The 16,706-nt window shown below is 45.1% G+C and carries 14 protein-coding genes and 1 pseudogene; 7 read left to right on the top strand and 8 right to left on the bottom strand.

The window, feature by feature from the left end; translation table 11 throughout:
- The first annotated feature begins 5 nt into the window (after positions 1-5).
- A complete protein-coding gene (locus JOE49_RS12885) occupies positions 6-1,139 on the top strand; it encodes an MGDG synthase family glycosyltransferase (protein WP_023987753.1) in 1,134 nt (377 codons plus the stop codon).
- 40 nt (positions 1,140-1,179) lie between these two features.
- Here JOE49_RS12885 and trmB read toward each other — a convergent pair whose 3' ends face one another.
- Together trmB and JOE49_RS12875 are read right to left on the bottom strand one after the other, a co-directional pair.
- Entirely contained in the window at positions 1,180-1,893 is a 714-nt protein-coding gene (trmB, locus tag JOE49_RS12880) for a tRNA (guanosine(46)-N7)-methyltransferase TrmB (RefSeq protein ID WP_209941441.1), read from the bottom strand.
- A gap of 104 nt (positions 1,894-1,997) precedes the next feature.
- A complete protein-coding gene (locus JOE49_RS12875; protein ID WP_013309373.1) occupies positions 1,998-2,195 on the bottom strand; it encodes a hypothetical protein in 198 nt (65 codons plus the stop codon).
- 306 nt (positions 2,196-2,501) lie between these two features.
- Between JOE49_RS12875 and mnmL the strand changes: the two genes are divergently transcribed.
- The 4 genes from mnmL to JOE49_RS12855 all read left to right on the top strand — a co-directional run bounded on the left by mnmL (position 2,502) and on the right by JOE49_RS12855 (position 6,217).
- Positions 2,502-3,455: a tRNA modification radical SAM protein MnmL/YtqA gene (gene mnmL, locus JOE49_RS12870; protein ID WP_028542970.1), complete on the top strand. Its 954-nt coding sequence runs from the start codon at positions 2,502-2,504 to the stop codon at positions 3,453-3,455.
- The gene (mnmM, locus tag JOE49_RS12865) at positions 3,456-4,037 is read left to right on the top strand and encodes a tRNA 5-(aminomethyl)-2-thiouridylate-methyltransferase MnmM (RefSeq protein ID WP_209941439.1); all 582 of its coding nucleotides are present in this window, start codon (positions 3,456-3,458) and stop codon (positions 4,035-4,037) included.
- Positions 4,038-4,206: 169 nt separating this feature from the next.
- Positions 4,207-5,181 carry a type I phosphomannose isomerase catalytic subunit gene (locus JOE49_RS12860; RefSeq protein ID WP_023987749.1) on the top strand — a complete coding sequence of 325 codons (975 nt, stop codon included), beginning with the start codon at positions 4,207-4,209 and terminating at the stop codon, positions 5,179-5,181.
- Between the two features lie 25 nt (positions 5,182-5,206).
- Entirely contained in the window at positions 5,207-6,217 is a 1,011-nt protein-coding gene (locus JOE49_RS12855; protein WP_209941437.1) for an alpha/beta fold hydrolase, read from the top strand.
- 336 nt (positions 6,218-6,553) lie between these two features.
- Here JOE49_RS12855 and JOE49_RS12850 read toward each other — a convergent pair.
- Together JOE49_RS12850 and JOE49_RS12845 are read right to left on the bottom strand one after the other, a co-directional pair.
- Positions 6,554-6,754: pseudogene (locus tag JOE49_RS12850) on the bottom strand (tRNA-binding protein); the annotation flags it as partial.
- A gap of 146 nt (positions 6,755-6,900) precedes the next feature.
- Positions 6,901-7,245 (bottom strand): winged helix-turn-helix transcriptional regulator, encoded by a 345-nt coding sequence (locus tag JOE49_RS12845; RefSeq protein WP_137060307.1) that lies wholly within the window; start codon positions 7,243-7,245, stop codon positions 6,901-6,903.
- 198 nt (positions 7,246-7,443) lie between these two features.
- On the opposite strand from JOE49_RS12845, the gene JOE49_RS12840 reads away from it, so the two are divergent.
- The gene (locus tag JOE49_RS12840) at positions 7,444-8,172 is read left to right on the top strand and encodes an SDR family oxidoreductase (protein ID WP_013308701.1); all 729 of its coding nucleotides are present in this window, start codon (positions 7,444-7,446) and stop codon (positions 8,170-8,172) included.
- Positions 8,173-8,975: 803 nt separating this feature from the next.
- Here JOE49_RS12840 and JOE49_RS12835 read toward each other — a convergent pair.
- The 3 genes from JOE49_RS12835 to JOE49_RS12825 all read right to left on the bottom strand — a co-directional run bounded on the left by JOE49_RS12835 (position 8,976) and on the right by JOE49_RS12825 (position 13,841).
- Entirely contained in the window at positions 8,976-9,506 is a 531-nt protein-coding gene (locus JOE49_RS12835) for a YfiT family bacillithiol transferase (RefSeq protein ID WP_025724260.1), read from the bottom strand.
- Positions 9,507-9,645: 139 nt separating this feature from the next.
- Positions 9,646-10,944 carry a 2-oxoglutarate dehydrogenase complex dihydrolipoyllysine-residue succinyltransferase gene (gene odhB / locus JOE49_RS12830; protein WP_209941435.1) on the bottom strand — a complete coding sequence of 433 codons (1,299 nt, stop codon included), beginning with the start codon at positions 10,942-10,944 and terminating at the stop codon, positions 9,646-9,648.
- 5 nt (positions 10,945-10,949) lie between these two features.
- Positions 10,950-13,841 carry a 2-oxoglutarate dehydrogenase E1 component gene (locus JOE49_RS12825; protein WP_209941433.1) on the bottom strand — a complete coding sequence of 964 codons (2,892 nt, stop codon included), beginning with the start codon at positions 13,839-13,841 and terminating at the stop codon, positions 10,950-10,952.
- A gap of 703 nt (positions 13,842-14,544) precedes the next feature.
- On the opposite strand from JOE49_RS12825, the gene JOE49_RS12820 reads away from it, so the two are divergent.
- Positions 14,545-15,816 carry an MFS transporter gene (locus tag JOE49_RS12820; RefSeq protein WP_209941432.1) on the top strand — a complete coding sequence of 424 codons (1,272 nt, stop codon included), beginning with the start codon at positions 14,545-14,547 and terminating at the stop codon, positions 15,814-15,816.
- Between the two features lie 432 nt (positions 15,817-16,248).
- On the opposite strand, the gene JOE49_RS12815 is transcribed toward JOE49_RS12820, so the two are convergent.
- Positions 16,249-16,686 carry a hypothetical protein gene (locus JOE49_RS12815; RefSeq protein ID WP_160789005.1) on the bottom strand — a complete coding sequence of 146 codons (438 nt, stop codon included), beginning with the start codon at positions 16,684-16,686 and terminating at the stop codon, positions 16,249-16,251.
- Positions 16,687-16,706: the final 20 nt, after the last annotated feature.

Genomic DNA, 16,706 nt, shown 5'->3' with positions numbered 1-16,706 from the left:
TGAGAGTGGCTAAAAAACGAGTGTTATTATTATCGGAAGGTTTCGGTGCCGGACATACTCAAGCTGCCTACGCGCTCTCAAGCAGTTTGCGGAAGCTTTCTCCGAATGTGCAGACAAGAGTGCTGGAGCTGGGGAGTTTTTTGAATCCAAGAATGGCCCCGCTTATTATTACAGCATACAAGAAGACTGTTGTATCGCAGCCTCGCCTAGTCGGATTGGTTTACCGTCATCAGTACAAAAAGTCATTAAACCGTCTTACAACGCTCGCTTTGCACCGTCTGTTCTACACGCAGACCCGAAACATTCTCCGGCAGCTTCGTCCCGATTTGGTGGTATGTACTCACCCCATCCCAAGCGCGGTAATTTCACGTTTGAAGCGCTTAGGCTTACATGTTCCGCTTTGTACTGTCATTACAGACTACGATGCACATGGAACATGGATTAGTCCCGAGGTTGACCGGTACTTTGTATCTACGCCTGAAGTCATGCGTAAGCTGCGCGCGCGCGGAGTACCCGTCTCGAAAATCCAGGTGACCGGCATTCCCGTTCATCCAAATTTTTGGGAACATCCTGGGCACGATGAAATTAGAGAACAATTTGGACTTAAACCCATCCCGACCGTACTCGTTATGGGTGGCGGCTGGGGCCTTATGAATGACGAAGTCATACATCGTTCGCTTACTCAGTGGAGAGAAAACATTCAATTTATTTTTTGTTTGGGGCATAATGATAAAATTCGTCGTAAAATGCAATTGGATCCTAGGTTTAATCATCCAAATATTCATATCTTCGGATTTACACGGGAAATCGACAAATTAATGGAGGTATCGAATCTGCTCATCACCAAACCCGGCGGAATGACATGCACCGAGGGATTGGCCAAAGGGATTCCGATGCTGTTTCACAAACCTCTCCCTGGACAGGAGGAGGAAAATTGTCAATACTTTACGGCTCAAGGCTTCGGAGAACCGATTACTTCGCTGGATGTTGTCGTTAAATGGATGAACCGACTGCTACACGATTTTCCAGAAATCGTCCGCAAGCGACAGGAGCACGTCCATAATGTAGCGCGATATTATCCTCTTCAGAGCGCACAGAGTATTCTGGATATACTGGAACCGAACAGGGTGCTTTCCTAAAAGGAAGCACCCTGTCTTATTTTATCCGTTTGATCTGTTTTTATTTCCCATACTTTTCGAGACGTGTTTTTCCGTACTCTTCCAAAGCATCTTTGCCGATCAGCACCTCGACTCGATGAATATTCATACCTTTGCCCATGAACTTTTGTTCATATTCCGTCATGACATGCTCTTCGTTGATCCCCTCACGATGAAGGTTTAACGAAATATTCGTCATCTGCAAGCCGCTATCGGCAAACGAATTCAGAGAAAACTCAAACAGTGTCTCCGAATCGGTCTTAAAATGAATTTGTCCTTTGCTGTTCAAAAGCTGACGGTACTTGTCCAAAAAACGCGGATGCGTCAAACGACGACGTGCATGCTTGGCTTTAGGCCAGGGATCACTAAAATTCAGATAAATGCGTTCAATTTCTCCTGGTTCAAAAACATTCTCGATCTGTTCAATGTTTGCCAGTGCCAATTTGATATTAGGCGGCGTATCAACCTCTGAATTACTCCAGGCCAGACGAGACTTTTCTGTTGAACGGCGAACCAGCTCATCATACATATCAAAGCCAATATAGTTAACCTCCGGATTCCGGAAGCTCATTTGGCTTATAAATTGCCCTTTACCCATACCGAATTCCACATGAATGGGACGATCATTACCAAAAACCTGCTGCCATTTCCCCTTATACTGTGCCGGCTCCAAGATGACTAGATCCTGCTGTTCTTCCAGACTTTCCCGTATTCCTTTTCTTCCGCGTAAACGCATGTTACTCCTCCATATACTCTGTTATCAAGGAAAAAGGAATTTCACCCCCGCTTGAAGATACGGAAATGAAATTCCTTTTTCAATATATTTGGATTGGGGTCCAACTAATTTAATTGTTCATAGTCTACCCCATCAGCAGGTGAAAAATCAATTGTCTTTTGGCAAGCCGCTCTGATTTTTTGACGTGCGGTCGTTCCAATCTGACGATCCTGCCCAAAACGGACACCAGTCAATGCCAACGCCTCATCAAAGGTTAACTCAACAGTAACTTTATCCATACGCGTCTTATCCTGCGCATTCATAAAAGATCACCTCACGGGTTATTTGTGATGGAACCGACGTGCACTTACCCTAAAACAGGCGATAGAAACAGCATAGCTGCCTCCCTGAAGAATAATCATTAGCAACGGATAACTTTTATCTTCAGGATCGAAAACAGTCCTTTTATTGTATGTCTGGTACCGCTTACAATATAACACATTGTGTAACCTTTTTCAATCCGCAACGCCATAAAATCCGCACATTTTATTGACTTGTTCGGTCAAATGATTCCCAATGAAGACTGATTTTTGTTACAATAGGGTGATCGTAAAAAAAGGAGTACACCCATGAAAACAGATTTATTGCCTGCTCCTCTCCTGTGGGGAGATAAACGGTTCCATACTTGGAATTACGAAATGCGTGAGCAATTTCAAAATAAAGTGTTCAAAGTCATGCTGGATGCGGGTTTTACCTGTCCGAATCGCGATGGTTCCATCGCTAAAGGGGGTTGCACCTTTTGTAGCGCACGCGGATCGGGTGATTTTGCTGGGCGTCGTCGTGATGATCTGGTCACCCAGTTCAATACGATTCGGGATCGGCAGCATCTAAAATGGCCAAACGCCAAATATATTGGCTATTTCCAAGCCTACACTAATACGTATGCTCCCGTTGAGGAACTGCGAGAATACTTTGAGGTTATTCTGGAGCAGCCCGGCGTTGTCGGTCTGTCCATCGCTACACGTCCTGATTGCCTGCCTGACGATGTAGTGGATTACCTTGCCGAGCTAAACGAACGCACGTACCTGTGGGTTGAAATGGGTCTGCAAACTGTCCATGAATCGACCTCAGAGCTGATTAACCGTGCTCATGATACTCAATGCTATCTGGATGCGGTGGAAAAGCTGCGCAAGCGGAATATCCGCGTGTGCGCCCACATTATTTATGGTCTGCCCCAAGAGACGCATGAAATGATGCTCGATACGGGACGTGCAGTAGCGGCTATGGATGTGCAGGGCATCAAAATCCACCTGCTGCATCTCATGCGCAAAACGCCCATGGTCAAGCAGTATGAAGCGGGATTGCTACGCTTTCTGGAAAAGGACGAATACGTTAAGCTGATAGTTGATACGCTGGAGATTTTACCTCCCGAAATGATCGTTCATCGGTTAACCGGAGATGCCCCACGCGATTTGCTAGTGGGACCCATGTGGTCGCTTAAAAAATGGGAAGTGCTTAATGCCATCGATCATGAACTGAAGTCACGTGAAACGTGGCAGGGAAAATACTGGAGGCAACCTTAAATGGGGTTCCTATCCGTCCTGAGCTACGCTCATCAATTGGTGGCTGCGCGGGTGCAGCCAGGTGATACTGCTATAGATGCCACCGTCGGCACAGGAGCAGATACGTTGTTTCTGGCAAAAGCTGCTGGCAAACGGGGCCGTGTCTATGGCTTCGACATCCAGCAAGAAGCACTGCATTGCGCCCGTCGTCGACTGGAAGAAAACGCTTCGCCTTCATTAGCAGAAGTATCGCTACTGCTACAAGGTCACGAGCAAATGCGGGAGGCCGTTCCAGACATGCTGCATGGCAAAGTCGCTGCGGTCATGTTTAACCTCGGCTACTTGCCATCCGAAGGCGCCGATCCGACTGTCATCACGCATACAGACAGCACGCTCGTCGCACTTGATGCTGCCTTACAATTGCTGCGACCACGCGGCATTCTGACTGCCGTACTCTATCCAGGGCATGCTGGAGGCAGCGAAGAAGCAGAAGCCGTCCTTCAATGGGCTTCAGCTCTCCCGGTCTCCAGCGGTCAAAGCATTATTTATCGTCAATTACAACGAGCCGCTTCGCCTTACGTAGTGGCGGTTGAGAAGAAATAATGTCGGATTTTAAACTCAGGTTATGAGCGGCTTTTTTAGCCGCCTTACATATATCATTTTTCAAGCTCGTTTGGGCGCTATTCATCCCAGTTTATTGCCCCAGCGGCACGTTATTGATTTCCCTATTCTGTTAGGTCGCACTCATTACTCATTATGGAGGAGAGAAATTATGCTAAAGCCATACCCGCTGCAATTTCAACCTGAGTTCAAAGAGAGAGTTTGGGGAGGACGGGCCTTAGAGCAATTTGGTCTAACCCCACCAGAAGGACATATCGGTGAAGGATGGATGATTGCCGATCATCCAAACGGAACAACAACGGTCATCAATGGTGAGCTGGCAGGCAAAGGACTGGATGAAATCCGCGAGACCTACGGGCAGGATTGGCTCGGGGCCAAGGGTGTATCGGAAAAAGGCGGACGATTTCCACTTTTGATCAAACTACTGGATTGTAATGATGACTTATCCGTTCAGGTGCATCCGACAGATGATTACGCAGGACTTCCAGCCGGAGAATTAGGGAAAACTGAAATGTGGTACGTGCTTGATGCCAAGCCAGATGCCAAGATTATTTATGGTCTGACCGAAGGTGTAACTCGCGAGAGTCTGCGCACAGCTCTTGAAAGTGGGGACATCCTCGGCAGTTTGCGCCAGGTTCCAGTCGAAGCAGGCGATACGTTCTTCATTCCCGCCGGAACCGTACATGCACTGTGTGCAGGCGTTGTCGTTGCTGAAATCCAGCAAAATTCGGATACTACCTATCGCTTATATGACTACAATCGCCCCGGACTAGACGGCAAGCCTCGTGAGTTGCATATCGAGGATTCCCTCAATGTAACCTCCTACGAGGGTGCAGGTGCAACAACGATGAAAACGGACGGCTTACAGCCTGGAAAATGGCTCCAGCTGGCTGCCTGTGAGTATTTTGTTGTGGAAAAGGGTATCGTAGATGGAAGTTGGGCACTTTCTACAACGGAAGACAGCTTCACCATTCTCGTGATTTGTGAAGGCAGTGGGACCATAACATGGAACAATAATACCGAGTCTCTTTCCTGTAAAGCTGGAGATTGCTTCCTGTTGCCTGCTAACCTGAGCGGTTACACGCTGAATGACGGAATGACCGTACTTAGATCTTATCTTCCTTAAAGCTTAAAGGATGTGATGTCTAATTATGCGGGAATACACCTTCACCATCGCTGAAAATGACGGAACAGAGCTTTTTGCCTACCGCTGGCTGCCTGATCAGAATTTGCCCCTTAAGGGGATTGTTCAAATTTCGCATGGTATGTGCGAGACATCCTATCGCTACATTCGACTGGCCGAAAAGCTTACTGGTTGCGGTTATGGTGTGTATGCCAACGATCATATCGGTCACGGGCGCACGGCTGGTGATCCTGATAAGCTGGGTATGCCGGGAGCTAATGCGTTTAATCGAATGGCAAACGGCATGCTGGAGCTAGGCGAAATTGCGGCTAAGGAATTCCCTGATCAGTCTCGTTTTTTGCTGGGTCACAGCATGGGGTCCTTTTTAACCCAGAAAATTATGTATGATGATCGGCAAACGTATCACGGGTTTATTTTATCGGGAACCAACGGACGACGTGGTCTCCTAAAGCTCGGAGAGCAAGTTGCTCTACTGCAAGCCAAGCTGCAAGGAATGGATCATCGCAGCATGCTGCTCAACGCCATGGTCTTTGGCGGCTTTAACCGCGCCTTTCGTCCAGTGCGTACGGCGTTTGACTGGCTGTCCCGTGATCCTGAGGAAGTAGATCAGTTCGTACATGACCCATTATGTGGAGCTATTTGCACGACAGGCTTTTTTCTGGATTTTTTCAGGCTATTGCAAGAAATCCACTGGCCTTCCTCGCTGAAACACATCAATCCCAAACTGCCAGTTTATATTTTTGCCGGGGATCGTGATCCAGTGGGTTTGTTCGGTAAAGGTGTATTGTCACTAGTGGAAATGTATCGAAGCCTAGAGCTTCAGGACATGGAGTATCGCCTCTATCCTGGCGGTCGCCATGAGATGCTGCATGAAACAAACCGCGACGAGGTGATGAGTGACATCGTGGACTGGCTCGACCGTCATGTTAACACAGGGGTGACCTCTGTTTCCGCATTGTCTGGAGCCTCCGAGGCACCTGAACAATCAACCTCGTCCAAGTGTCAAAAGAAAATATAGTACTAGACTGGGTGTCCGTATTCCATTCGACTTTTCGAATTGTTCCCCCCCAGACTTCATAAAATAAGTTTTAGACTGACCTTAAAAATTGGAACAGCGACAGCCAAGGACGAGAAAATAAAGTCCTAGACTGTCGCTATTTCATTGAACTAACGTTCCCCGTTAGCTTAATGACCTCAAATATGAAAATTTCTAAAGAGTCCATATAAGAACGAACAATTCCAATTACTTATAATTGAGAACAAGAAAGGGTGGTAATAACAAATCATACAGGGTTATTTAAGAAATTAAAACCCACCGTAAGGTTGTCGCCTTGCACGGTGGGTTTTGCCTTTATTATCTGATTTGCGTTCCGTTGGGTAGATCGAAATCCGGCTTTAACAGCACGACATCTCCCTGTTCAGGCAGTCCGCCCAGAACCAAAACTTCCGAATTGAATCCCGCTATGCGGCGCGGTGGAAAATTGACGACGCCTACGATTTGTTTTCCGACGATATTTTCAGCCGCATATCTCTTGGTGATTTGCGCACTGGAACTCAGTTCGCATCTTACATATTAATTTCATCCGCATTCACTGAAACAAATATAAAGCACCAGCTTCAAAGAGATTCTTCTTTGGTTCGTCATATCTATCGGCAGAGAGTAAGTATACGGCTATCCACTAAGACTTCCCGATCGCAGACTTAGGATAGAAACTCTTTTCCCCATACTCTTATAGAATCGATGATACTCGACAATTTATTTCCTTGTTCAGTGAGGAAGTATTCTACTTTGGGTGGCACAGTGTCATCTACTATCCTCTTCACAATTCCATCCGCCTCGAGTTCCCTGAGTTGTAAAGTCAGCATCCGTTGTGAAATCCCTGGTATTAATCGTTTAAGTTCATTAAATCTGACCGATTTTTCGGATAAAATGTCGATAATGATTCCCTTCCATTTTCCTCCTATCATATGTAAAACCATTTCAACAGGGCAGGCCCTTATAACCTCTTCACTGCAATCGCCATATTCTTTTAATCCATATCCCATATTGCCACTCCATTCATTAAGTTACAAAAATGTGCGTACTTACAAGTATCAATCATTTCCACTATATTAACTATATCAGAAATGAAAGGAGATATGTCTCGATTACAATGAGAGAATCTAAATAGCAGTGACAAATATAAGAATTAAATACATTTTCGTAGGTACAGGTTTTAGAAAATAGATTAGGGAGGCAATTTTATGAATAAATCCAAGATCGTATTAATTACAGGTGGCAACAAAGGTATTGGTTTTGAGACAGCAAGACAATTGGGAAACATGGGGTATGAGATTTTAATAGGAGCAAGAAGCGAAGAAAAAGGACATGAGGCCGTAACGTTTTTAGAAACGGAGAACATTAAAGCTAAAACGGTGGTTCTTGATGTCACAAACCCCAGCTCCGTTCTCTCCGCAGTAGAATGGATTGAACAAGAATATGGATACCTTGATATCTTGATTAATAATGCAGGCGTGTTTTTTGAAGGCAACACACCTCCAAGTGAACTGGAACTGTCCGTTCTCAAGAATACCTATGAGACAAACGTTTTCGGCGTATTTTCTGTCACTAAAGCAATACTTCCATTGCTCAAAAAATCTTCTGCCGGAAGAATCGTAAATCTTTCCAGCGGATTAGGTTCCTTAACTTTGAATTCAGACCCAACGTCGGAATTTTATAATGTGAATTCGCTCGCCTACAATAGTTCCAAAACGGCTGTAAATGCTTTAACTGTTTTCTTTGCTAAAGAATTAAGAGATACTCCTATTAAAATCAACTCGGTTTGCCCTGGATTTACAGCTACCGATTTAAATGGTAATAGTGGCTATCGCACAGTCGAACAAGCAGCTTCCAGTGTAGTTAAGCTTGCCACAATCAATAATGATGGTCCAACTGGTAGCTTTTTTGATGAAAATGGAGTTGTGCCTTGGTAAAAACACAGGGAATAAGTTAGCTTTAATATCCAAAAATTCCGATATAAATATTTCTAATACATCAACTTATCCGTACCATTTTACCCGGGCAGTTTCTGAGTATTCCGTAAAGCTATTTGGAGAAAGGTATCCTTTTGTTTGATCATACCAGCGGCTGCGCATATACTGAAGACCTGTTACCCCGTCCCACTCTCCAGAGTAGCGGAATAGATTCTCTGTGTAGTCAACGGCTATAAGGACTTGTTCATGTCCATTATCGGCAATAGGGTCAAATTCTTGTACCTGACCAAGGACATGAACTTGACCCTTTAAAATGAAAAAAACGCGCCTAGCGCGGGTTTCTATAGGGCTATGTTCTTTCTCCTCTGACCCGAGTGACGAGCATTCGAAGTTGCCATACCTTAGGCGGAAGCCGTCATATCATGAATAGTTATTGGTTTCCCTGCAACGCCAATCCAATCTCCCAAAAGAGTTAATACTTGAACGTGTAATAACTTTGCAATCAGCGTTCTACAATCCAGTATTGTAATTTTATATTGATTGCTAAGTTGAATATGTATTTAAACTAACCTGCCCGTTAGCGTAATGAAGCACCCGCCAGTCTAATTCTTTATTTTCTCAGTCTACAACTTTATTTTCCGAGTCTAACACTTTATTTTTCAGTCTAATACTTTATTTTCTTCTGACACCAAGTCATCAGCCTTGTGAGGAAATAAGAAAAGAAACCTTTAAAACCACGATTAAAGTGGAATTGAAGGTTTCTTTTTATTCCTTTATATTTCATTCGGGTATAGTTTTAAAAATCACCATGCATTTCGTTCTCTCAAGGAAGTAATATGAGCTGTATGATGCTTGCCATGCCAGGCATAGATGCCGATGTTTCGCTCCAGGCGGATCGTCTGGCCCGATTCAGGATGAATAAACGATCGGTGCAGCTGATCCTCTCCCAACGATCGCAACACGGTCACCCACCGTTCATGCAATCCTTCCAGCAGTTGCAACGAAGGTTCCAGCGGAAGCTCCCTGGCGTCTGGTATTTCGGCCCAACGCCCTTCATCATATGGCTTGATCGTCGGCGTATCCTCCGTCAGTGCCAGCTTAAAACGGATATAGCTGTTCATATGGCTGTCTGCCACATGATGAACTACCTGCCGAATCGTCCAGCCCCCTTCGCGATAAGGCGTATTTAGCTGCTGCTCATTCAGTCCTTCGACCGCCCGACGTAGCTGTGCAGGCAATTCAGCAATGTCGTGAATCCATGCGATAAGCTGTTCTTCTGTAATGGTATCTGGAACAACGAATGATCCTATCGGGTAGCGCAAGTCTTTGTCCAAAACAGTTCCCGCCCTTCTCTACATTTACTGCCTGTAATGTCAGTCGCCTTATGTTATAACTATGCAGGAAAAAAAGCAGACTCGCAAGAGTCTGCTTTTGTCATACACGTAAAGAGGAGATACACTTGCCCGATTTATTTTATCCTTCCAGTAACAATGATTCTGGATCTTCCAGCAATTCTTTAACCGTTACCAGGAAACGAACCGCCTCACTACCATCAATAATCCGGTGATCGTAGGACAACGCGATATACATCATCGGACGATTTTCCATGCGTTCCTCGTCGATGGCAATCGGGCGAAGTTGGATTTTATGCATTCCCAAAATACCCACTTGCGGCGTATTGAGAATTGGCGTAGACAGCAGGGAGCCGAAAATACCTCCATTGGTTATAGTAAACGTTCCTCCTTGCAAGTCGGCCAGAGAAAGCGAATTGGAGCGAGCTTTGCCAGCCAAATCTGCAATGCTCTTCTCGATCTCAGCAAAGCCGAGACGATCAGCATCCCTTACAACTGGCACGACCAAACCTTCCTTGGCAGATACAGCGATCCCGATATCATAGTATTTTTTCAGTACGATATCATCGCCATTAATCTCTGCATTCACGGTAGGGAAGCGCTTGAGTGCACCAACCACTGCCTTTGTAAAGAAGGACATAAAACCCAAGCCTACATCATGTTTTTCCTTAAACTTATCTTTACGGCGTTTACGCACATCGAGAATGGCAGTCATATCCACTTCATTAAAAGTGGTGAGCATGGCAGCTGTTTGCTGTGCTTCAACAAGACGCTTAGCGATCGTCGCTCTGCGTCGAGACATCCGCTGGCGTTCCACAGGCTTGCTGTACTCCGTTTGAGCTGGAGACGGAGGCGCAGGCTTGCTAGTAGCGGGAGACGTAGGTACAGATGCTGCACGTGACACTTCAGCGCTGTTATGCGTTTTTACGTCCTCCTGGAAAACACGTCCGAGCGGGTCCTTTCCCTGTACCTGTTCAAGATCAATCCCGCGCTCACGCGCCAACTTCCGGGCGGATGGTGATGCCGTCTGACCATTCCCGTCGCCATTCGATGAAATAGGCGGTGCAGACTTTTCTTCTGCTTTAACGCCGCCTCCTACGGAAGACGGTGAAGTCGCTACGGACGGTGCTTCAGGCGCTTGAGTCGCTGCAACTTCTCCAGCACCGGTTGATTCCGCACCACCACTGCCGATTCCGATCAAGCCAACAGCTTCACCGATGACCACAGTATCTCCCTCCTGACGAAGGATTTTCTGGACCACACCTGCTTCTTCCGCACTAATTTCCAGATTGACCTTATCGGTTTCCAGCTCCAGTAGAACATCTCCCTGTCCTACGGAATCCCCTTCCTTCACAAGCCATTTGGAGATTGTTCCTTCCGTGATGGATTCTCCCATTGCTGGCACTATAATATCGCTCACAGCCGCTACCTCCCAAGTGTAATATTGTTTTTGGAATCCTGCTTCAACGCCGATTGAATAATTCGCTGTTGTTCTAGGCTGTGTACTTGCTGATAACCGCTGGCCGGGCTTGAACGATCTGGTCTGCCTGCGTAACGAATTTCCGCTCCCTGTGGCACTACATTCCGCAGACGAGGTTCAATGTAACTCCAAGCCCCCATATTTTTAGGTTCTTCCTGAGCCCATACGAACTCCTTAACATGCGGGAAGCGGCCGAAAATATTCCGAATTTCCTCTTCCGGGAAAGGGTATAGCTGCTCCACACGAATAATATGCAGACGCTCTTCTGCCTCATTCTTATCCTTTTCCAATGCTTCTTCGAGATCAATGGCAATCTTGCCACTGCACAGTACAATGCGCTCTACACGATCCGGACGTGCACCCAGACCAGGCTGTTCCAACACAGGACGGAATGCTCCTTCACTGAATTCGGAAGCAGGCGAAGCGACACGATTATTACGAATCAGGCTCTTCGGCGACATCATCACAAGCGGGCGGGCTTCCTCACTTTCGCTTAATGCAGCCTGACGGCGCAGCAGATGGAAATACTGAGAGGCACTGCTCAAATTAGCGACAGTCCAGTTATTTTGTGCGGACAACTGGAGAAAACGCTCCAGACGTGCGCTCGTGTGCTCTGGTCCTTGTCCTTCGCTACCATGCGGTAACAGCATCACCAGACTCGATTTCTGTCTCCATTTAGCACGGCCCGCAGAAATGAATTGGTCAAAAATAACCTGTGCACAGTTGGCAAAATCGCCGAATTGCGCTTCCCAAATCACTAACGTTTCAGGAGAATACACGTTATAGCCGTATTCAAAGCCGAGGACAGATGCCTCAGACAATGGACTGTTATGAATACTGAACGAAGCACGTGCTTCCGGCAAAGTATGCAACGGGCAATGTGTACGGCCTGTTTCAGGCTCATGCAGCACGAGGTTACGGTGAGCAAATGTAGCTCGCTCCGCATCCTGACCTGTCATACGAATAGGCTTGCCGTCTGCGAGAATGGTGGCCAAAGCCAGCGTCTCCGCCAAGCTCCAATCTACCTTTTCTCCCTCGTTCAGAGCGGTTTTTCTACGCTGTAAAATTCGATCCAGCTTCGGATATACATGAAAAGCCTGTGGCCATTTGAGCAAGTTTTCATTGATTTGGCGCAGCTTTTTCAATTCCACTGCAGTACGTACCATAGAACTCTGATTCTTTTTCGCCTTCACAGGAGTCATTTCCGGCTCTTGTTCCGGTTGATTCTTCACATGCTCATGCGCTTCCTTCAGTCTGGTTTGGACCTTTTCAATGAGGCCGGCACTAAACGCTTCATCCACAACCCCCTGCTTCATCAGCTTTTGAGTATACAATTTGCTCACCGTCGGATGATTCTTCACCTTACGATATACCAGCGGTTGTGTTGTTTCCGGGTCATCGGATTCATTGTGACCATAACGACGGTAACCAATCAGATCAATCAGAAAATCCTTCTTGAAACGATTGCGGTATTCGCCAGCCATACGTGCTGCTGCAATACAAGCTTCGGGATTATCCGCGTTCACATGCACAATTGGAATTTCATAGCCTTTAGCCAGATCACTGGCATAACGGGTCGAACGGGAATCGACACTTTCCGTCGTAAAACCCAGACGATTATTCACAATAATATGGACCGTGCCGCCATTACGGAAGCCACGCAAATTGGTGAAATTAAGTGATTCTGCCACGATACCTTCACCTGGGAAAGCCGCATCACCGTGCATAATAATTGTAGCTGCCTTGCTCACATCCAGCTTCGGATAACCAGCCTCACTGCGGTCTTCCTGTGCAGCTCGTGAAAATCCTTGTACCACTGGATTCACATATTCCAGGTGACTTGGGTTATTCGCCAATGTCAGACGGGCCTGCACCGCTCCCCCATCTTTTACAAAACGATCAGCACCCAGATGATATTTCACATCGCCAGTCCAGCCGTAGTTAATTCCTGTGGAACCTTCCGACGGGATCAAATCTTTATTCGGCGAATGATGAAATTCAGAGAAAATTTTACTGTAAGGTTTGCCCAGCACATGAGCCAGTACATTCAAACGGCCGCGATGCGCCATACCCATCAGAACATGACTTGCTCCTGCATTTGTGGTTAGACGAATAATCTCGTCGAGTACAGGGACAAGCACATCATTACCCTCAATGGAAAAACGTTTCTGTCCGACGAATGTTCTATGCAAAAACTCTTCGAACTGTTCTACTTCTATCAATCTGCCCAGCAACGACTTGCGTTCCTGTGTTGTGAGTGGCTTGGAGGACCAACCGGATTCTGCATAGCTGTTCAGCCAGCGGCGTTCCTCCTCGTTATGAATATGACTAAATTCATAGGCAATCGGACCCGTGTATGCTACACGTAACCGTTGAATGGCTTCCCATCCGTTAAGTGTTCCCGCAGGAGCGTTATCCCATATTAAAGAGGCTGGAAAAGCCTTTAAGTCTTGTTCAGTTAAACCGTAAGATGCTGGATTAAGCAGGCGTGTATCCTGCTCTGCATCCAGTTCCAGCGGATCGATTTGGGCGGCTAAATGTCCGTATTCACGGATATTCCACACCATTTTCCCCGCTGTAACCGCTTTCTGCAATGTGTTCGAGTCAAGGTGCCCCAAAGCACTTGTGGGGGGGCCTTGCAATTTGTTGTCTATCATGGAAGCAGCCGAGTATTCGGATTGTGGCGGCTCACCCCATTGATCAAACAGCTCGCGGTAAGCCGGATCAACTGTTCCGGGGTCCGCTACATACTTTTCATACTGGTCCTGCACATAACCTAGATTAGGTCCGTAATACGCCTGCCAAGGTACCTGTCTGCTGCTCTCTTCCATTGTCATCTCGTTCCCTCCGTCAAATTTTGAAATTCATAGCTGGACGGAAATCATTTTCATTTTTTTATTAAGTCTTCAATTTAAGCTGTTCACAATATGCTCACATTATATGAAATCCTTCATCAAAAGTCGAATTTCACAATTCTTATTCCTCTTCCATTGTATAAAGTTTTCTAGCTATGAGCATTTCCTTTTTCTCAACATATCCATGCGTAAATGAGATGAATCGGGCTATTCTGTAATTCTCCCTCCCATTATAGACAATTACCGTATGGATTATTTCAGACAACATATCGGACAATTAAAAGAGGCCATTCCACAAAAAGAAGAAAAGCTTTGATTGGTATAAAAAAGTAATCACTACAAATGGCGAGGATTTAGCTTCATTAAGATTGAAGACTGACACCCATTTGTGAGTCAGACTCAAACACCTGGCAACTTAAATAACCAGCCGTCAGATATCAACCGACGGCTGGTTATTTAAGTTTATGTTGCTCTCATACTACGCCAAACCATTTTGAAAACAACTTCCCAGTCCACCCCAATATGATTACGTTAACAGCAGAATTTAAAAGGTAGAGGGTCCGATACGATGCAAATTCAAACTTAAAGTGACATTAAAGTCACTTTTCTGTACAATATTCCTACTTTTCACTATTATTTTAATTAGGCATCTAAAAACCGCTTTGAAAGCGAAAGGGATGGAACTGTGACTGGATTAAAACAAGTACTCAGAAACAAGAATTATGTCAGGTTTTTCCTGGCAACCTTCGCCTCACAAATGGGAGGAATTATCGGGGTTACTGCATTCATGTTTTATTTGTTGAAACGGTTTACAAATCAGCCATACTATGCAACGCTTGCCGAGTTAATGTATTCGCTCCCGATGCTGGTAGTATTTCTCGTGGTTGGAGTGCTGGCAGATCGGATGGACAGACAAAAAATTGCTGTTAATTGTGACTGGATCAGCGCTTTTTTATCCTTATGTTTGCTTATTTTTATTTGGGTCGATTCGATTCCTTTGATATTTGCCCTCCTCTTCATTCGTAGTGCTGCCTCCAAATTTTTCTTCCCAGCCGAAAGTGCCATTATACAGGGGATATTAAGCGAAGATGATTACACCATTGCCGCAGGCCTCAATCAAATGATGGGGAGTCTTTTCATGTTATTTGGAGGAACTCTAGGGGCCGTCGTCTACTGGCACTTTGGAATTACTGGAGCCATCCTAATTGATGCTATTTCTTTTATTGTGTCTGCACTGCTTATTCGTTCCTGCAAAATTCCAAAGGAAGTACGCCTTCCGAACGGGGCACATCAATTCAAACAATTAAAATTCAAACTTGTCATGATCGATTTTAAACAAGGGTTTCTTTACATATTACGCAACAGACTATTGCTTTGGTTGGTTTCAGGCTTTTTTATGTTCGGTATTTTAAATGGTGGTTTTAGCGTTTTACCGATGTTTATTCTTAAATATAAGCTAACTCCAGGCAACTATGAGCAGTATATGGTTTGGACAGGTATTATTTTTGGAGCTGGTGTGTTGCTTGGTACCCTAATCGCTTCTCTCATCTCCGCCAAGCTAAAGCTACACCAAATGATTGCAGCGGGAGTTCTGGTAGCCGGAATAGGTATGTGCATACTAGGATTTGTTGACCACATCTACGCTTTTCTGATTATCAATTTTGTCATTGCACTGATACTTCCGTTCATTAACATTGGCATAGGAGGATGGCTTCCTCGTATTGTAGATCCTCAAATGATGGGACGTGTGCAAGGTTTGATTAATCCGTTAATGATGCTGTCCCAATCTCTTACATTAGGTTTCATTGCTGTAAGCTTTCCTTCATTTATTTCAATTGAAGTCTTGTTTTTATTAGTTGGGGTCTGTACCGTTATTGTAGGAATATACTACACTATTGTGCTTCCCCGTTATGCTGATTACAGCACTTCTTCCAAGACCCTTCAGGAATCTTTATAGGCAAATTAAAAAAGTCATACAGCAGACCATTCCGCCAGCGATTGTTGAATTGCCACTTCTGCCTCCGAATCCAGTGCAGAAGTGGCTTCATCATATCTCCCCTCAGATGCTCGACAAGTACATACGTTGGTTGCATACGACTAGCTCGTCACAACCCAGTAGATACATAGACCGATAGGGTATGTAATATTCAAAAAAAAACGCCCGGCAGACGCATTAGCTGCATCAACAGGACATTTTGATAAAATCGGAGTAGCGGGATTCGAACCCACGACCATAAAAAGAAACCACATGCAAGAGTTTTACATGTGGTTAATATAGAAAACCATAATTATTATTATCTTCCTCTAATCCCTTTAAAATCTCTTACTATTTCCTTATATGGATTTAGGCAAAACTTCATTCCTACTAGGCATCACAATCCATTATGGTTCATTCAATTATTTCACTTTTTTTAGCTACTATACCTGATAGTTTATTTCCTGATAGCAAGTAGCTTATTCCACTTTGCGATACTTCTAGTTCTACGTTACTTTTTCTCGATAACCAGATAATATATCCATCCTCAAGTTGTTCAATGACTACATCACCATCAATTGAAGATATCTCGAAGGAAGGTGTCCCATCAATCCATTCGTCAAGATGAAAATATGTTGAAATTCCATTTTTGAAACTCTTTGGACAAATACATTCAATCTCTCCGAGTTGCCCTTTCTCATTTAGCCAAATGCAACATCCATTGCCAAGCTGGGTAGGTTTACAATCATCCGTCATATTATCTGTGACAATATTGTAGGTTTCAATAGACGGAGTGTATGTGCATGACACCCTAGAGGTACCGTGGTTTGTATCAATCTCTTTTAATAACACTACTAAAGTTCTCCTTCCGC

Origin of the sequence: Paenibacillus sp. PvR133, from assembly GCF_017833155.1 — a bacterium.
Lineage (GTDB): Bacteria > Bacillota > Bacilli > Paenibacillales > Paenibacillaceae > Paenibacillus > Paenibacillus polymyxa_B.
Note: the sequence above shows the minus strand (reverse complement) of the source record. Positions and strands in the feature narration are given on the sequence as shown.